12 protein-coding genes and 2 tRNA genes are annotated in these 15,984 nt (G+C 39.7%); 10 read left to right on the top strand and 4 right to left on the bottom strand.

The features are described from left to right. Positions 1 to 155: 155 nt before the first annotated feature. Positions 156 to 1,124, bottom strand: coding sequence for an N-acetylmuramoyl-L-alanine amidase family protein (locus tag ACO1QW_RS14595; RefSeq protein ID WP_486259741.1), 969 nt, complete (start codon positions 1,122 to 1,124; stop codon positions 156 to 158). Positions 1,125 to 1,179: 55 nt separating this feature from the next. Between ACO1QW_RS14595 and ACO1QW_RS14600 the strand changes: the two genes are divergently transcribed. Then, positions 1,180 to 4,008, top strand: coding sequence for a putative LPS assembly protein LptD (locus ACO1QW_RS14600; RefSeq protein ID WP_486259743.1), 2,829 nt, complete (start codon positions 1,180 to 1,182; stop codon positions 4,006 to 4,008). Between the two features lie 5 nt (positions 4,009 to 4,013). On the opposite strand, the gene ACO1QW_RS14605 is transcribed toward ACO1QW_RS14600, so the two are convergent. Together ACO1QW_RS14605 and ung are read right to left on the bottom strand one after the other, a co-directional pair. Further along, on the bottom strand, positions 4,014 to 4,757 hold the full coding sequence (locus ACO1QW_RS14605; protein ID WP_486259745.1) for a lysophospholipid acyltransferase family protein: 744 nt from the start codon (positions 4,755 to 4,757) through the stop codon (positions 4,014 to 4,016). Continuing rightward, positions 4,754 to 5,431 (bottom strand): uracil-DNA glycosylase, encoded by a 678-nt coding sequence (gene ung / locus ACO1QW_RS14610; protein WP_486259747.1) that lies wholly within the window; start codon positions 5,429 to 5,431, stop codon positions 4,754 to 4,756. Before ung ends, ACO1QW_RS14605 begins: the two co-directional genes overlap by 4 nt. Before the next feature lie 76 nt (positions 5,432 to 5,507). Between ung and ACO1QW_RS14615 the strand changes: the two genes are divergently transcribed. The 8 genes from ACO1QW_RS14615 to ACO1QW_RS14650 all read left to right on the top strand — a co-directional run bounded on the left by ACO1QW_RS14615 (position 5,508) and on the right by ACO1QW_RS14650 (position 12,806). Then, positions 5,508 to 5,581: transfer RNA gene (locus ACO1QW_RS14615), tRNA-Arg, on the top strand. Between the two features lie 16 nt (positions 5,582 to 5,597). Beyond that, a complete protein-coding gene (locus ACO1QW_RS14620; RefSeq protein ID WP_486259749.1) occupies positions 5,598 to 5,843 on the top strand; it encodes a GIY-YIG nuclease family protein in 246 nt (81 codons plus the stop codon). Next, positions 5,825 to 5,896, top strand: a tRNA-OTHER gene (locus ACO1QW_RS14625). Before ACO1QW_RS14620 ends, ACO1QW_RS14625 begins: the two co-directional genes overlap by 19 nt. A gap of 107 nt (positions 5,897 to 6,003) precedes the next feature. Continuing rightward, positions 6,004 to 6,738: an ImuA family protein gene (locus ACO1QW_RS14630; RefSeq protein WP_486259751.1), complete on the top strand. Its 735-nt coding sequence runs from the start codon at positions 6,004 to 6,006 to the stop codon at positions 6,736 to 6,738. A gap of 3 nt (positions 6,739 to 6,741) precedes the next feature. Continuing rightward, complete coding sequence (locus tag ACO1QW_RS14635) at positions 6,742 to 8,244, top strand: Y-family DNA polymerase (RefSeq protein WP_486259753.1); 1,503 nt, start codon at positions 6,742 to 6,744, stop codon at positions 8,242 to 8,244. A gap of 15 nt (positions 8,245 to 8,259) precedes the next feature. Next, entirely contained in the window at positions 8,260 to 11,442 is a 3,183-nt protein-coding gene (locus ACO1QW_RS14640) for an error-prone DNA polymerase (RefSeq protein WP_486259755.1), read from the top strand. Between the two features lie 304 nt (positions 11,443 to 11,746). Further along, positions 11,747 to 12,169 (top strand): hypothetical protein, encoded by a 423-nt coding sequence (locus ACO1QW_RS14645; RefSeq protein WP_486259756.1) that lies wholly within the window; start codon positions 11,747 to 11,749, stop codon positions 12,167 to 12,169. Positions 12,170 to 12,431: 262 nt separating this feature from the next. After that, the gene (locus tag ACO1QW_RS14650) at positions 12,432 to 12,806 is read left to right on the top strand and encodes a hypothetical protein (protein ID WP_486259758.1); all 375 of its coding nucleotides are present in this window, start codon (positions 12,432 to 12,434) and stop codon (positions 12,804 to 12,806) included. A 240-nt stretch (positions 12,807 to 13,046) separates the two neighbouring features. Here the strand turns inward: ACO1QW_RS14650 and abc-f are convergent, their stop codons facing one another. Continuing rightward, positions 13,047 to 15,023 (bottom strand): ribosomal protection-like ABC-F family protein, encoded by a 1,977-nt coding sequence (abc-f, locus tag ACO1QW_RS14655; protein ID WP_486259759.1) that lies wholly within the window; start codon positions 15,021 to 15,023, stop codon positions 13,047 to 13,049. A gap of 267 nt (positions 15,024 to 15,290) precedes the next feature. Here abc-f and ACO1QW_RS14660 point away from each other — a divergent pair, with 267 nt between their 5' ends. Next, on the top strand, positions 15,291 to 15,872 hold the full coding sequence (locus ACO1QW_RS14660; protein WP_486259761.1) for a DUF3347 domain-containing protein: 582 nt from the start codon (positions 15,291 to 15,293) through the stop codon (positions 15,870 to 15,872). The last annotated feature ends 112 nt before the right edge of the window (positions 15,873 to 15,984 follow it).

Below are 15,984 nucleotides of genomic sequence, written 5' to 3' on the forward strand. Positions count from 1 at the left end.
AAAACGGCTGATGCAGCTGTATGAAAACATTATGGCTCTTTTCATTAATTGGTGAAAGAAAAGCAATTTGGTTGCCTTCCCTGAGCCAAAAATAAGAAATGTTTATCCGCCACAGCTAAGATGGGAAGAAACTGCTGTTAAAAATTGTAAACTAATTACTTACGGGAATTATTAGCCGCATTTTGCAAGGCTGGTTTTTCTACCAGGTCTTTGTAGCGTTTAATAGAGCGGGCAATGCTTTCAACCATTTGTTGCTGGCCTTGTTCGCTGATGAGGTATTCTTCTTCAGGGCGATGTGATAAAAAACCCAGCTCGATCAGAATACTCGGCATGGCAGTAGCCTGTAACACCCAAATACCTTTCTGTCGTTGCTTTACACCACGGCTGAAGCGGCCGATGCCTACAAATTCTTCTTCAACAATAGAAGCCAGTTTTACGCTGTTGCCAAAAAACTGCTTGGTCCATAAAGCTACCTGCTGCTTAACAATGGGGTCGTTAATGTTGGCATTAATGGTACCATCATCTTCTTCATTACTGAAGATGTCGCCGTTTTCAAGAATAAAATCTTCTTTATCGTCTTGCTTGTGGGCAGCAAACACATAAGTTTCTGTGCCGTGTGCAGGGTTGGCGTGGTAATAAGTTTTATAAACCGGAACTGTTCTTGTTTTCTTTACACGTTTTTTGCTTTTGCCTTTACCCGTAGTAACGTAGTAGGTTTCTTTACGTGAACCTTCCCTAACCACCTCCCGCAACTTGGGTACGAAATTACAATGGATGGACACGAACAAATCGCCTTTATTATTATTGGCAAATTCAGCCCGGGCTTTGTTTTCAACAAAATAAATGGATGGTCTTGATTCAAGAATTTTTACATCGGGCATTTCTTTCTGAAGAATTGTTACCAAGCGTTTGGCTACTTCATATGAGATCTGGTCTTCCGATACTTCTGAACCAAAAGATCCATGACGTGCGCCAACCGTTCCTTTAAAACCGTGACCGGCATCAATTACAATCGTCCTGATTTTTCCTGCAGCAACTGTATTATTTTTCTCACTGGTGAAAGAGAAAGCCACCACACCCAACATAAGCAAACAGGCGATTCCGGGAAACCAGTTTTTGTTCATAGTTCGAATTTCGTTTTTGAGTTAGTAATTCAAAAGCAACATTCACAGTTCGTTAATGCATTTGTGGCTATTTTTGTCGCCACCATATATGTTCCAACGCCGTAAAGTTAATCATAAATCTGTTTTCATCGTAGCTGTTGCAGTATTGCTATTCTATGGCCTAACGGTAAGTGGTCGTTCTTCATTTTATTCAACGTCGCATTTTTTTGAAGCTTTAACATTTTCAGGTGCTGATACAACACCCGTTAAACCAACAAAGCAACCCATCAACAAACCTGTATTACAGACGAGAGAAGGTTCTTCATCGCCGCAAAACAGAATGTTAATTGACACGGTACCAATAAAAAAAGATTCAATCACACTTGTCGATTCTTTACAACGTAAAGATTCATTGGTGCAGAAGATCGATACGTTTGATTTTAAAATATCGAAAGATTCCATTGATGCCCCTGTTGATTTTGAAGCTGAAGATTCAATGGTGATTGATATACCCGGCAAACAGATCTTTCTTTATAATAAAGCATCAGTGAAATTTAAAGATGTTGAATTAGGTGCTTCCGTTATAAAGCTTGATCAGCCTACGCAAATACTTACAGCTTATTCTACCAAAGACAGTGCAGGTAAGCGAATTGGTGTGCCGGCATTTAAACAAGCCGAGAGTGCTTTTACATCTGATACCATCCGGTATAATTTTAAAACACAACGTGGTTTAACTATTGGCACTTATACACAGGAAGGGGAGATGTTTATTTATGGAGAGAAAGTGAAACGTATTAGTCCAACTGTGTTTTTTGCAGAAAGGGCAAGGTTTACATCCTGTAATTATGATACGCCACACTTTGCTTTCAGAGCACGTAAAGTAAAATTCATCAGCAACAAAGTGGCTGTTACAGGTTTGGTTCGGCCCGAATTTGAAAATATTCCAATACCACTTGGTTTACCGTTTGGTTTATTCCCCATGAAGCAGGGAAGAAGAACGGGCTTACTGCCACCTCAACCCGTTGCCAACGACCAATTGGGTTTTGGTTTAGAAGGATTGGGTTATTATAAAACGATAGGAGAATATTGGGATGCTACCATCAGGGCCAATGTTTATTCATACGGTTCTTACAGTTTGTTTCTTTCACCAACCTATCGTAAACGTTATCGTTATAGTGGCGGGTTTAACCTGAGTTATCTTAATACCAAAATCGGTTTTAAAGGCGATCCCGATTATATACCGGCAAGTCGTAACTTTTCTGTTCAATGGAATCATGCATTGGATGGTAAAGCAAGACCCGGACAAACATTTAGTGCAAGCGTAAACGTTGCAACCAGTTTATTCAACCGCTATTTCCCGAATAATGCAGCACAGAATTTTAATAATACTCTGCAATCATCTATTGCATATCAACGCACATGGATAGGTAAGCCATTTAATTTATCTGTTACTGCAAATCATAATCAAAACACCAACCAGAAACTGTATAATATCAGCTTACCTGATGTTGGTTTTACCGTCAACACGCTTTATCCTTTTCAGAAAAAAGAATTTGTTGGCTCACCAAAATGGTACGAAAAATTAGGTGTGTCGTATAATGGTACATTCCGCAACCAGTTCTCATTTACTGATTCAACTTTTACACTCAAGCATTTACTCGATACGGCAACATGGAGTGCGAGGCACAGTATCCCCATTCAACTTTCATTGCCAGCATTAGGACCATTGCAGGTTGGGCCGGCAATAAGCTACGATGAAACATGGCACTCACGCACTTTTGTGCGGCAGTGGAATCCTGCAACAAAATCGGTTGAAACAATCAGTAAAAAGGGATTTTACCAGGAACGTCAAATGAGTTTCGGTTTAAACTTCAGCACAGCTGTGTTTGGGAAACTTGATTTTAAAAAAGGAAATGTAAAAGCACTGCGTCATGTTATTCGTCCAACATTTGGTTTAGGATACCGGCCGGATATGAATAAGAGCAAATGGTATTTAGCGCAGGTTGATTCAACCGGCAGACAAATGTGGTTCGACAAATTTAATGGTACGCAGGTTAGCAGTATTCCCGATGGACGTTCAGGTTCTATCAATTTAGCAATTGATAATAACCTGGAGATGAAAGTGCGTGATAAAAAAGATACATCCGAAGCAGGTGATAAGAAGATCCGTCTTATTGATGGTTTTGGTGTGAGCACCAGTTATAACATGCTTGCCGATTCATTTGCATTGAGTGATTTCAATTTTTACCTGCGTAGTAATTTATTTGAAAAGATCAGTTTAACAGCCGGTGCAAACGTATCGCCTTACCAGGTTGATGAACAAACAGGCTTCAGGAAAAGACAATATGCGTGGCAAGGCGATAAATTTTCCCTGGGTCGATTTACAAGTGGCTTTGTATCGGTGAGTACACAGTTCAGAAGTAAACCAAAAGATGAGAAGAAAGAAAAAGAAAAACAGGAAACAGAACGCAACAGGCGTAACAATGGTGATTATGATGAGCAAAGTCGTGAACTGAATGCAATACAACGTAACCCGGGTGAGTTTGCTGACTTTAATATCCCCTGGAGTTTGAATCTTAGCTATTCATTAAATCTTACCCGTCAATTAAAACGTGATTACTCAGGATTCGAAACATTGGTAACACAGTCGGTGAACTTTAATGGCGATTTTAATTTAACGGAGAAGTGGAAGGTGCAGGCCAATGGTACATTTGATATTCAAACAAAAACATTACAGTATTTAACTACATCGCTTTCGAGAGATCTGCATTGCTGGCAGCTGGCGATCAATATTACCCCGGTTGGTATATATCGTTCGTTCAGTATCAGTATTAATCCTAAATCCGGATTGCTGCGTGATCTAAGAATCAATCGTTCAAAATTCTTCTACAATTTACCTCAGTAAGAACGTTATTTTCTTGATTCAATATAATTCCATATCAATTCGTAAACATGTTCACGAAGTTGTTTTACATCTTCTTTGCTGAGATGATCCGTTGGTATAGGATCAAGAAAATGCATTTCAATTTTTGAAGGCCAGAAGTAAAAGGTTTTGTGTTGCGGTAATACTTTTTTAGTGTTGAATAACACAGCAGGAACAATAGCTTTCTTTGTTTCAATAGCCAAACGGAATGCACCATCTTTAAATTCTTTCAATGGCTGCGTAGTTTTATTACGTGTTCCTTCAGGATAAATACACATATGCAAACCCATATCAAGCACACGCTTCATATAGGCATAACTTTTTAAACGGCTTTCTTCACTCTTACGATCAACCAACACACTTCCACGCCTGTAAATGATTCCGAACAAAGGAATCTTCGCCATTTCAATTTTTGCAATGGTTTTATTGGCACCAGGTATGCCGGGCGATGTAACAGGAACATCCATAAAAGAATTGTGATTGCACACCACCACGTAGTTCTCGCCCTTTTTAAATTTTTCTTTTCCTTTTATTACTAAGCGAATACCGGCCAGTGGTAACCAAACACCCATCCATATTCTGGACAGTGCGATAAACCAACGTGTGCGTTTAGGTTCAGGTAACAATCCCATTGCCCATGTTGGTATTAATATGATGAGCATGGTAGCAATAAACGTAAGCATCGCCCACAAAGCGAAAATGCGACCGAGGATATTTTTTAAAACGTTCATGGCAGTTTCCAATCTATTGGTTCAAGTCCTTCTTTTAATAACAGCTCATTCGTTTTGGAAAAATGTTTGCAACCGAAGAAACCTTTATCGGCACTAAATGGCGAGGGGTGCGCTGCTTTTAATACATGATGTTTTGTTTCATCGATCAGCACTTGTTTTTCCTGTGCAAACTTTCCCCACAACAAAAACACAACTCCTTTTTTATGATCGGAAATTGTTTTGATGACCGCATTAGTAAACGTTTCCCAGCCGATTTTTGAATGACTGGCGGGTTCGTTTGCTCTCACCGTTAAAAAAGCGTTGAGCAATAACACACCTTGCTGAGCCCATTTAGTTAGGTTACCGTTCTTCGGCGGCATACCTACGCCCATATCTTTTTCTATCTCTTTATAAATATTAATGAGGGAAGGAGGTGGTTGAATGCCATCCTGCACAGAAAAACAAAGTCCGTGTGCCTGGCCCGGTCCATGATAGGGATCCTGGCCAATGATGACCACTTTTACCTGGTCGAAAGGAGTTTGTGTAAAGGCATTAAATAGAAGTGAGCCTGGGGGATAAATGGTTTTGCCCTGTATTTTTTCTGTTTTAAGAAAGGCTACGATCTGCTGAAAATAGGCTTTGCTGAATTCCTGTTTCAATTCTTCTTTCCAACTATCTTCTATCTGAACATCCATGCACAATACGTTTGGATGCAATGGTACAAAAAATTACCTTTGCTGCCGCTCTTGCAAAAAGGGTGACATCCAGCATGGTCCGGTAGCTCAGCTGGATAGAGCATCAGCCTTCTAAGCTGAGGGTCATTGGTTCGAATCCAATCCGGATCACAAAACACAAATCCCGTTGAATAACGGGATTTTTTTTAGTATCAAACTACATAAATATTATGTCGGCTCCACACCCGATCTACATAGGCGTGTGCATGATCATAATCGGGGAAAAGAAAAATTTACCAGAACAGGGGCACCTTGGAAATTGGTTTATGCTGAGCCATTTGAAGAGTTAGCCCTTGCCCGTAAAAGAGAATTAGAAATTAAAAAGAAGAAAAGCCGAAAATATATTGAGTTGCTGGTTAGCTCAGCTGGGTAGAGCATCCCGATTTCCAAATCGGGAGGGCATTGCAACGAATCCAATCCGGATCACAAAAATGGACAAATCGATTTTCGGTTTGTCCATTTTCATTTTTGGGGTTATTAATTGAGGATAGTAAAAACTAAAAGTTTTAGTATTTATTTTACCTTTGTCTCCCATGTCTCCGGCAAATGCACATATCATTGCAGAGCTACAGAAAGAAATTCTGTTGCATGCCGCTTCAAAGCAGCAGTTGAAAGAGGCTGTTTTGCCGCCCGGGATCAGTTTTTTAAAAGAACATTTACCGCTGGCGGTTTTTCCCACAGCTGCTGTTCACGAGTTTATTTATAGCCGGGAGGAAGATGTTGCAGCCACAAATGCTTTTATCAGTGGATTATTGTCTACCTGTATTTCAGCAAAAGGAGTAGTTGTATGGATCAGTTTAAGGCCAAGGGTTTTTCCTGCAGTTCTCCCGTTATACAATCTCGAACCTCAACAGGTCATTTTTATTCATCCTGCAAATGAAAAGGAACTTTTATGGGTTACAGAAGAAGCATTGAAATGTGAGGGGTTACGTGCAGTGGTTGCCGAACTGAATCATTTAAGTTTTCCAAACTCACGACGATTACAATTAGCAGTTGAAAAGAGCCATGTGAGCGGTTTTATTTTAACGCCGTCTACAAAAACAACTACCAATGCCTGTGTTAGCCGATGGCAAATAAGTTCATTACCAAGTGAACAAAAGAATGGTTTACCCGGCGTTGGATTTCCAAAATGGAAAGTAGAATTAAGAAAGATGCGTAATGGTAAACCCGGCGAATGGGAAATTGAATGGACGGGTAATCGTTTCAGGGAAGTACAAGCAGCTGCTATTTCTTTCAACATAAAACAGTTGCATCAGAAAACGGGGTGAGCCATGCAGCAACGATATGTTACGATATGGTTTCGTTATCTAAAAACGGATTGGTTCACTCGTCGACAGCCATCGTTAGCAACAACGCCATTTGTGTTGTATGCAAAAGATCATGGTCGCATGATTGTAACAGCTGCAAATCAACTGGCAGAACAAGAAGGTATTTATACAGGAACAGTATTGGCTGATGCAAGAGCAATTGTTCCTTCCATTCAATCGATAGAAGAAAAGCCTGCGCAGTTTGAACAACTCATCACGCATTTTGCAGAATGGTTTATCCGTTATTCACCTGTGGTTGCAACTGATGGAATTGATGGTTTGGTCATCGATGCATCAGGTTGCGCACACTTGTGGGGTGGCGAAGAAAAATATTTGTTGCACATTACTGATCGGTTAAAACAATCGGGCTACAGTATTCGTATGAGCATGGCTGGTACCATTGCTGCATCATGGGCAGTTACACGTTATGGCGATAATTTTTCAATTATCAGTAATGGCAATGAAGCAGAAGCCATTTTAAAATTACCTGCACAAGCCTTACGCATCAGCGACGAAATAACAGCACGCTTATACAAACTAGGATTGAAACAGATCGGTAGCTTTTTTCAAATGCCATCTTCTGTTTTGCGCAGGCGTTTTGGTAAAGAATTAATTCAACGCATTAACCAGGCATTGGGTTACGAAGAAGAATTGATTCAGCCGGTAATTGTTACATCGGCTTATGTGGAACGTTTGAATTGTTTTGATCCTGTTGGCACAAGGGCTGGAATAGAAATAGCCTTAACAAACTTGCTTACACAATTATGCAAACGGTTAATGCTGGAACAAAAAGGTATTCGTTCGGTTGCATTCACAACTTATCGTGTTGATGGTAAGGTACAGTCGTTACAGATTGGTACGAATCGATCAACACTTAATGAACAACATCTCTTCAAACTCTTTTACGAAAAACTCGAAACAATTGAACCGGGTTTAGGTTTCGAACTATTTATATTGGAAGCAACAAAAGTGGATGTTTATTTACCTGTACAGGAAAAATTATTTAACACAGGAGGCGGTTTGCAAGATCCTCATCTTGCGCAATTGTTAGACAGGCTGGCAAATAAAATCGGGGTGCACAAGATTCATCGCTATTTGCCCGATGAACATTATTGGCCGGAGCGTTCATTAAAAAAAGCAAACTCACTTGATGAAATGCCCGCTACTGATTGGAATATTAAACGACCACGACCGGTACTGTTACTCACAACTCCGGCTTCAATTACCGTTGCTGCACCTGTTCCTGATTATCCGCCGATGTTGTTTCGGTACAAAGGCAAGGTGCATAAGATCGTAAAAGCAGATGGCCCTGAACGTATGGAACAGGAATGGTGGTTGCAGGAAGGTGAGCATCGGGATTATTATTATGTTGAAGATGAAGAAGGTTATCGTTACTGGCTGTATCGTGAAGGACATTATGAAGCAGATAAAACTGCTGGCTGGTTTCTGCATGGCTATTGTGCGTAATGAAATGAATAGAAAATGGATTACACAGAATTACAGGTAACAACAAACTTTACATTTTTGCGTGGCGCCTCTCATCCGGAAGAAATGATGCGGCAGGCGGCACAACTTGGCTATACTTCTATTGCAGTAACAGATACCAATACACTTGCAGGAATTGTGCGGGCACATGCAGCAGCAAAGAAATTGAACATTCGTTTAATACCCGGTTGTTTACTTCAATTACTTGACGGCCCTTCATTACTCGTTTTCCCCACAACAAAAAATGGATATGCACAACTCTGCGAGCTATTAACACTCGGTAATCGTCGTGCAGAAAAAGGGGATTGTCATTTGTATAAGGCTGATCTGTTTGCATTGTTGAAAGAAGTTGTGTTGATTCTACAACCGCCGCATCAATTGAATCATCTGTTTGAATTAGAAGAAAGTTTTACAGAAGCTGTGAAAGAATATCAACATCATTTTGGTGAAAGGTTGTATATGGCACTGCAACGTAGATATCATGGCGATGATCAGAAATTACTTTTTCGTATTACACAACTTGCGACTTCTTTTAATATTCCTACTGTTGCAACCAATGATGTGTATTATCATGAACCTGCACGCAGGCAATTGCAGGATGTGCTCACCTGCATTAAAGAAAAATGCACCATTCATACTGCGGGATTTAAACTCTATCCGAATGCTGAACGCTATTTAAAAGATGAGGATGAGATGAAACGTTTGTTTCGTCAATTCCCCGAAGCGATATTACGTACACAGGAAATTGTAAATGCCTGCAAGTTTTCTCTTGATGAATTGAAATATGAATATCCTGAAGAGATCACCAGTGAAGGACGCACGCCACAGGAAGAGTTAACTTATCTCACATGGAAAGGAGCAAATGATTTTTTTGGCGAACCTCTTCCTGAAAAAACAGTGAATGCCATTAATCATGAACTGAAATTCATTGAAGAAATGAATTATGCCGCTTATTTCCTCACGGTGTATGATATTGTACGGTTTGCAAGAAGTAAAGATATTTTATGCCAGGGGCGTGGATCGGCAGCCAACTCAACTGTTTGTTTTTGTTTAGGCATTACTTCGGTGAATCCTGAAAAATTCGATTTGTTGTTTGAACGTTTTTTATCTGCTGCAAGAAATGAACCGCCGGATATTGATGTGGATTTTGAACATGAGCGAAGGGAAGAAGTGATCCAGTATATCTATGAAAAATATGGAAGAGATCGTGCCGCTATAGTTGCTACTGTTACTCAGCAGCATCAAAAAGGCGCTATACGTGATGTAGCCAAAGCAATGGGTTTATCGGTTGATACCATCAGTAAAATATCAGGTTCGGTTACACATTACAGTAACGAAGGATTTAATACAAATGCAACTTCAAAAGAAATTGGTTTGAATGAAAATGATCGGTACCTGCAGAAAGTATTTGAACTAACCAACCAGTTTATTGGTTTCCCACGGCAGCTTGGGCAACATACAGGTGGATTTGTTATTAGTCGTCATCCTTTATCAAAACTATGTCCTGTTTTAAATGCCAGAATGGAAAACCGAACCAATATTGAATGGAATAAAGATGATATTGAAACATTGGGTTTTTTAAAGATTGATGTGCTGGCACTTGGTATGCTCACCTGTATCCGTAAAACATTTGATCTTGCAAAACAACATTATGATCACTACTGGACACTCGCAACTATTCCGCAGGATGATCCTGCAGTATATGAGATGATCAGTAATGCCGATACTATTGGGGTTTTTCAAATTGAAAGTCGTGCACAACAAACAATGTTACCACGTTTGCGTCCACGCACATTTTACGATCTTGTTATTGAAGTAGCCATTGTGCGGCCTGGTCCTATACAAGGAGATATGGTACATCCTTACCTGCGCAGAAGAAATGGCGAAGAGAAAGTAGAATACCCATCAAAAGAACTGGAAGATATTTTAGGACGAACATTAGGTGTTCCCTTGTTCCAGGAGCAGGCCATGAAAGTAGCGATCGTTGCTGCAGGATTTACAGCAACAGAAGCAGATCAGTTGAGAAGAAGTATGGCTACGTTCAAAGCAAAAGGAATGGTGTCCGACTTTGAAAAGAAACTTATCAACGGCATGTTGCAACGGGGTTATCCAATTGAGTTTGCACAACGCATCTTTCGGCAGTTAGAAGGGTTTGGAAGTTATGGTTTTCCTGAAAGTCATGCAGCCAGCTTTGCACTGCTTGTGTATGTTTCATCGTGGATCAAATGTTTTTATCCCGATATCTTCGCCTGTGCAATACTTAATAGTTTGCCTATGGGTTTTTACCAGCCTGCACAATTGGTGATTGATGCGCAAAAGCACGGAGTAGAAGTAAGACCTGTTGATATTAATTTTTCGCAATGGGATAATACGCTCGAAGAACAATCAGGAAAATACAAAGCACTTCGTTTAGGTTTCCGGCAGGTGAAAGGTTTGCAGCAAGAAGAAATAAAATTATTATTAGCTGCAAGAAATAAACACTTTACTGATATTTTTTCGCTAACAACTCTTGGTTTATCAGATGCTGCATTGGAAAAACTTGCCGATGCTGATGCATTCCGTTCTGTTGGTATTGACAGGAGGGAAGCGCTTTGGCATCTTTCAGTAAAAGATAAACCTGTTGCACTTTTTGAAAACAATCGTGAACAGGAGCAGCAGATTGCATTGCCTCTCATGCGTGAGGCCGAACATGTAATGCAGGATTATGCATCAACTTCTTTATCAGTAAAAGCTCATCCTTTACAGTTTATCCGTGAAAAACTTACGATGCTGCATGTTTTAAGAAGTATGGAATTAGCCAAAAGGAAAAATGGTGATACAGTAAAAGTAGCAGGCATTGTTATCGTTCGTCAACGTCCTGAAACAGCAAAAGGAGTTTGGTTTATTACCCTGGAAGATGAGACCGGGTTTTCGAACCTGGTGATCTTTAAACCTGTGCAGGAAAAGTTTAAAAAGGAAATTGTTCAATCAAGAGTATTAATGGTGGAAGGTAAGTTGCAGATTGAAAGTAATGTGATTCATGTTATGGTAAGCAGGTGTTATAACATCACAAGAATGTTGCATGGGTTATTAGTTAACGACCCCAACCAGGTATTGCTTCCCCGGTTTTCGCATATCGATGCCTTGAAAAATCCAAAGCCACCTGAAAAGATTATTCCTGATGCAAGGAACTTCAAATAAGGTGAATGATCCCACTAAAACGTGATCTCTGTAAGGCTAGTAAGCCTGTTCCCTGAAGTTTTTCATGCTGTCGGAAAAATACTACAACCTTGTTACTTAAATTACTTCTATATTTATATCCGAACGATTGCTGGCTCACCTCTAAGAACCAACCGTACCAATCTCCTCCGACAAACATCCGCTACCCAATTTCACCCAACCTTTTCATTTGTTGAGCTGTTACAGCTATATCCAATTCTACTGAAAACCCGCACTATCTATAGAAAGGCCATAATCCAAATTGCTTATATAAAAAGATAATGGAATGAAAAAGGTTTTAGGTTTTTGCCTGTTTATGCTTGCAATGAATTCGGCCCGTTCGCAGGTTTATTTACAAGGTGGTGCTGGGGTTACAACAAATGGAAATGCAGGTGCCGATCTGCAGGTTGGTTATTCCTTAAAAAAGAAAATGACTGTTGGTATTGGTTATTTTGCATTAATTGATAATGCACAGCCTTTATTAATGAATCTTCAGGTTGGTTATAAAATTTCCAAAGCCGTTCGGATGTATGGTGGTTATGTACGTAAACAGGTATCAAGCAGTCACACTGCGCAAAATGCAAACTCCTGGATAGGAGGTATTGAGTACAATACCAAGCGCTTCAAAAAAGGAAATTTTTACTATTCAGCGAATTATATTCCACATTATTTCTTTGTTTGCGTGGGTATGAAATTTAATTACAAATAACGCAAACCCTTTGCTGCAGTGCATTTCAGGAGAATATTGGATGCTTCAAAGAAAAAAAGATTAAAATAGTTTCAGAAAAACTTGCAATTGTAAAAGAAGACAGTAATTTTACGGTCAGAATTGAATCCGGCCCTAACAAATTTTCTCCACCGATTTAATTCCCTTTTTAATATCTCATATCCGGAAGCCCCTTCCAAAATTCCTCTATTAACCAAATTGATTCCATTCCTATACCTAAGGTTGTTTTATAATCAATTTGTATATGAAAACGAAATTTGTACCTGTAATTGCTACACTTATGATCCTGCTGTTTATTAACACAGGCACCTCCGGAACTATTTCTATTAAACAGGTTTGGCCGAAAGTATATGATGTTCAGTTTGAACAGCAAGGTTCTTCTGTAGTGCTGTTATGGAAAGCTGATAATGAACCCAAAGACATTTACTACGAAATAGAAACCAGTGCAGACGGGAAGGCATTTAAAACTTCTGCCATTGTATTAGGTGGCTTTGCTAGCGATCAATATTATACATACAAGTACAAAGCAAAGAAACTAACCTCCGCAAAAACATTTTACCGCATTAAACAAATGAACAATGATGGCACTTACAGAATTGTAAGCGAGCAATCATTCTAAACATATTCAACGAACTGTTGGTTCTCTTATAGGTAAATACGCCGTCCTTATTCTTAAGGATGGCTTTTTTTTTAAAAAAGTTGAAAATGAAAAGTAAAAAGTGAGAAGGGATTGTCACTTTCAGAATGGATTCAATAATTAATTTTTTTCCGTAAGACCAAGCTGTTGGTAGAAAATGTAAGTAATGATTTTTGTGACGTTATTGTCTATTCACTATTGCCCATCACCATTCACATCAATTCACCCCAATTTACTTTCCATCTCCATCACTTTCTCAAAAGCTGCTTCGTATTCTGTATTCAGCTGTGTTAACTCTTTACTCAGCTTTTGGTAAGACATTTCTGTTTGTTTGAATTTGTCTTTGTCAGAATAGGTAGCAGGGTCGGAGAGTTGCGCCTCCATTTTATTTTTTTCAATCGTAACAGCATTCATCTTTTCTTCCAGCTGTTGTAAAATGCGTTGCTGTTTTTGCAATTCCTTCTTCGCTTCTTTATTGATGACCTGTTTTTGTTCTGTAACCACAGGTTGTTGCACGACAGGTTTTTCTTCCATCACTTTTTTCGCTTCTTTCTTTTCACTAACAGCTGCAGACTCTTTACTATCGGCTGCTTTCCTGGCCATCCGTTCTTTCCATTCTAAATATTCGGTGTAGGTGCCTTTGAATTCTTTGATCTCTTCATCCACAATTTCCCAGATTTTATTGGCTGTTTGCGATACAAAGAAGCGATCGTGACTTACAAGGATAATACTGCCCTGGTATTTATTCAATGCTTCGATCAACAATTCAACCGAGTGCATATCTAAATGGTTCGTCGGTTCATCGAGCATCAGGAAGTTGGCTTTACTTATGATCGTTTTCGCCAAAGCGATCCTTGCTTTTTCACCACCACTCAATACTTTGATCTTTTTATCGATATCATCGCCACCAAACAAAAAGCAACCAAGCAGCGTACGTAATTCCTGGTCCGTTTTCTGTGTGCTGCAGGTTTTTAATTCATCAAGCAGAGTATGATTCAATCCTAGTGATTCCAATTGATGCTGTGCATAAAAACTCTCATCAACATTATGTCCCCATTTACGTTCGCCTTCAAACGATTCAACACCTGCAATAATTCGCAGCAGGGTAGACTTACCCTTACCATTCGCACCGATCAAAGCTATCTTATCGCCACGTTCTATTTCTGCTGTGGCATTTGTGACGATATGATTCGCTCCGTAATGTTTGGTAACATGTTTCAATTCACACAATACTTTGCCCGGCATTTTATCAACCGAAAAGTTGATGCGTATATTCGGACGATCATTAGTCGGTGCTTCAATTACATCAAGCTTTTCTAATTTCTTAATGGCAGTTTGTGCAGCAGCAGCTTTACTTGCTTTTGCACGGAAGCGTTCAATAAAACGTTCCTGCTGACGAATAAAATCCTGTTGATTTTCAAAAGCCTTCATCTGCAGTTCCATGCGTATTTCTTTCTCCTGCTGGTAGAAAGAATAGTTGCCTCCATAAATATGCAAGCCTTGCTGAAATACTTCCACAATTTTTGTCACCATGCGATCAAGAAACCAACGGTCATGCGAGACGATCACAACGGAACCCTGGTAGTGCAGCAGATATTTTTCTAACCACTCAATACTGGGAAGATCAAGGTGGTTTGTCGGTTCATCGAGTAACAACAGATCAGGTTGTTGCAGGATCATTTTTGCCAACAGCACACGCATACGCCAGCCACCACTAAATTCTTTATACGGACGTTGCAGATCGGCATTGGCGAAACCAAGTCCCTGTAAAATTTCTTCTGTTTTATGATGGATGTTGTAACCATCCAGCGTATCCATTTCGTGGAGCTTATCAGAATAAAGATGGAGCAGCGCTTCATCTTCATGATTCTTTTCTAACTGGATGCCCAGCTCTTCAATTTCTTTTTCGAGCAACAGCACTTTTTCAAAAGCACCCAACGCCACCTGTAAAATCGATTCGCTGGTATCAAAACTCAGCAGATCCTGATGGAGGTAGCCAATGCTGGTGTTGCGGCTACGGATCACTTCACCTTTTGAGGGCTGGTATTCGCCCACAAGCAATTTCAACAGGGTTGATTTACCCGTGCCGTTATACCCGATCAAACCAATACGCTCATTGGGATGGATATGCCAGGTCGAATCTTCAATAATTGCTCTCGCACCAAACTCAAACGTTACATTCTGAAAACCAGCTAACATAATTCTTGCTTAAAAATGAGCCGCAAAGATAAGGTTAAGTACGAGGAGAGAGGTAAGAAGTACGGGATAAGAGGTACGAAATAACCGCCGTCAGGGCTTATAGCCGCTGGCGGCGGTTCAGTCGTGCTGCAAACCTCATAGGTCTTATCTTTGCCAAAATTTTTTCATGAAATGAGCCATCATTAAATATTCATTTTTTTGTGAAACAGGAATTGATATTTAATTGGGGCGAATAACATGTGGCCAAAAACAATAAAAAATATGCACATGAAAAAGACTTTGCTTATCCTCACTGTTATCCTTTCAGCGGTAGCCTGTAAAAACAAAGAAGAAAAAACTGACGAAACCATTACCACGCCGGAAGCGAAAACTTCCGCAGGTTATGCGTACAGTGAAACCTTTAATCAATCCATGAACAGTGTGTTATCGGCGTATTATAACCTGAAAGATGCGTTTGTTGCAAGTGATACAGTAAAAGTAAATGCAGCAGGTGTTCAATTGAAATCATTACTCGATAGTTTAAAGCTTGATGAAGTGCAGAAATTTGATACACTTGGTTTCACAAGCATTAACGGTCGTCCCGGCGATGTCGCTGCAGAAATTAGTGGTATGCTTGGTGAAAAAGAACTGGAGAAAAAAAGGGAATCGTTTGAAATGGTATCGAATGCGTTTTATGATATGGTGCGAGTAATTAAACCTACCGGGGCAACAATTTATTATCAGTACTGCCCGATGGCATTTAACGATAAAGGTGCATACTGGTTAAGCAATGCCGATAGCATTATGAATCCTTACTTCGGAAAGAAAATGCTCACTTGCGGTGAAGTAAAAGAGACGTTGAAATACTAAAGAAAGTTCTAAGTTTTAAGTTGTTTAGTTCTGATCATGTATTTCTCAACTAGTCGTATATATAAAACTTTCAGGCTGTTTATCCCCTCCCTGGAAGGGCAGCAGGTTTTTA

Source organism: Lacibacter sp., assembly GCF_057361365.1.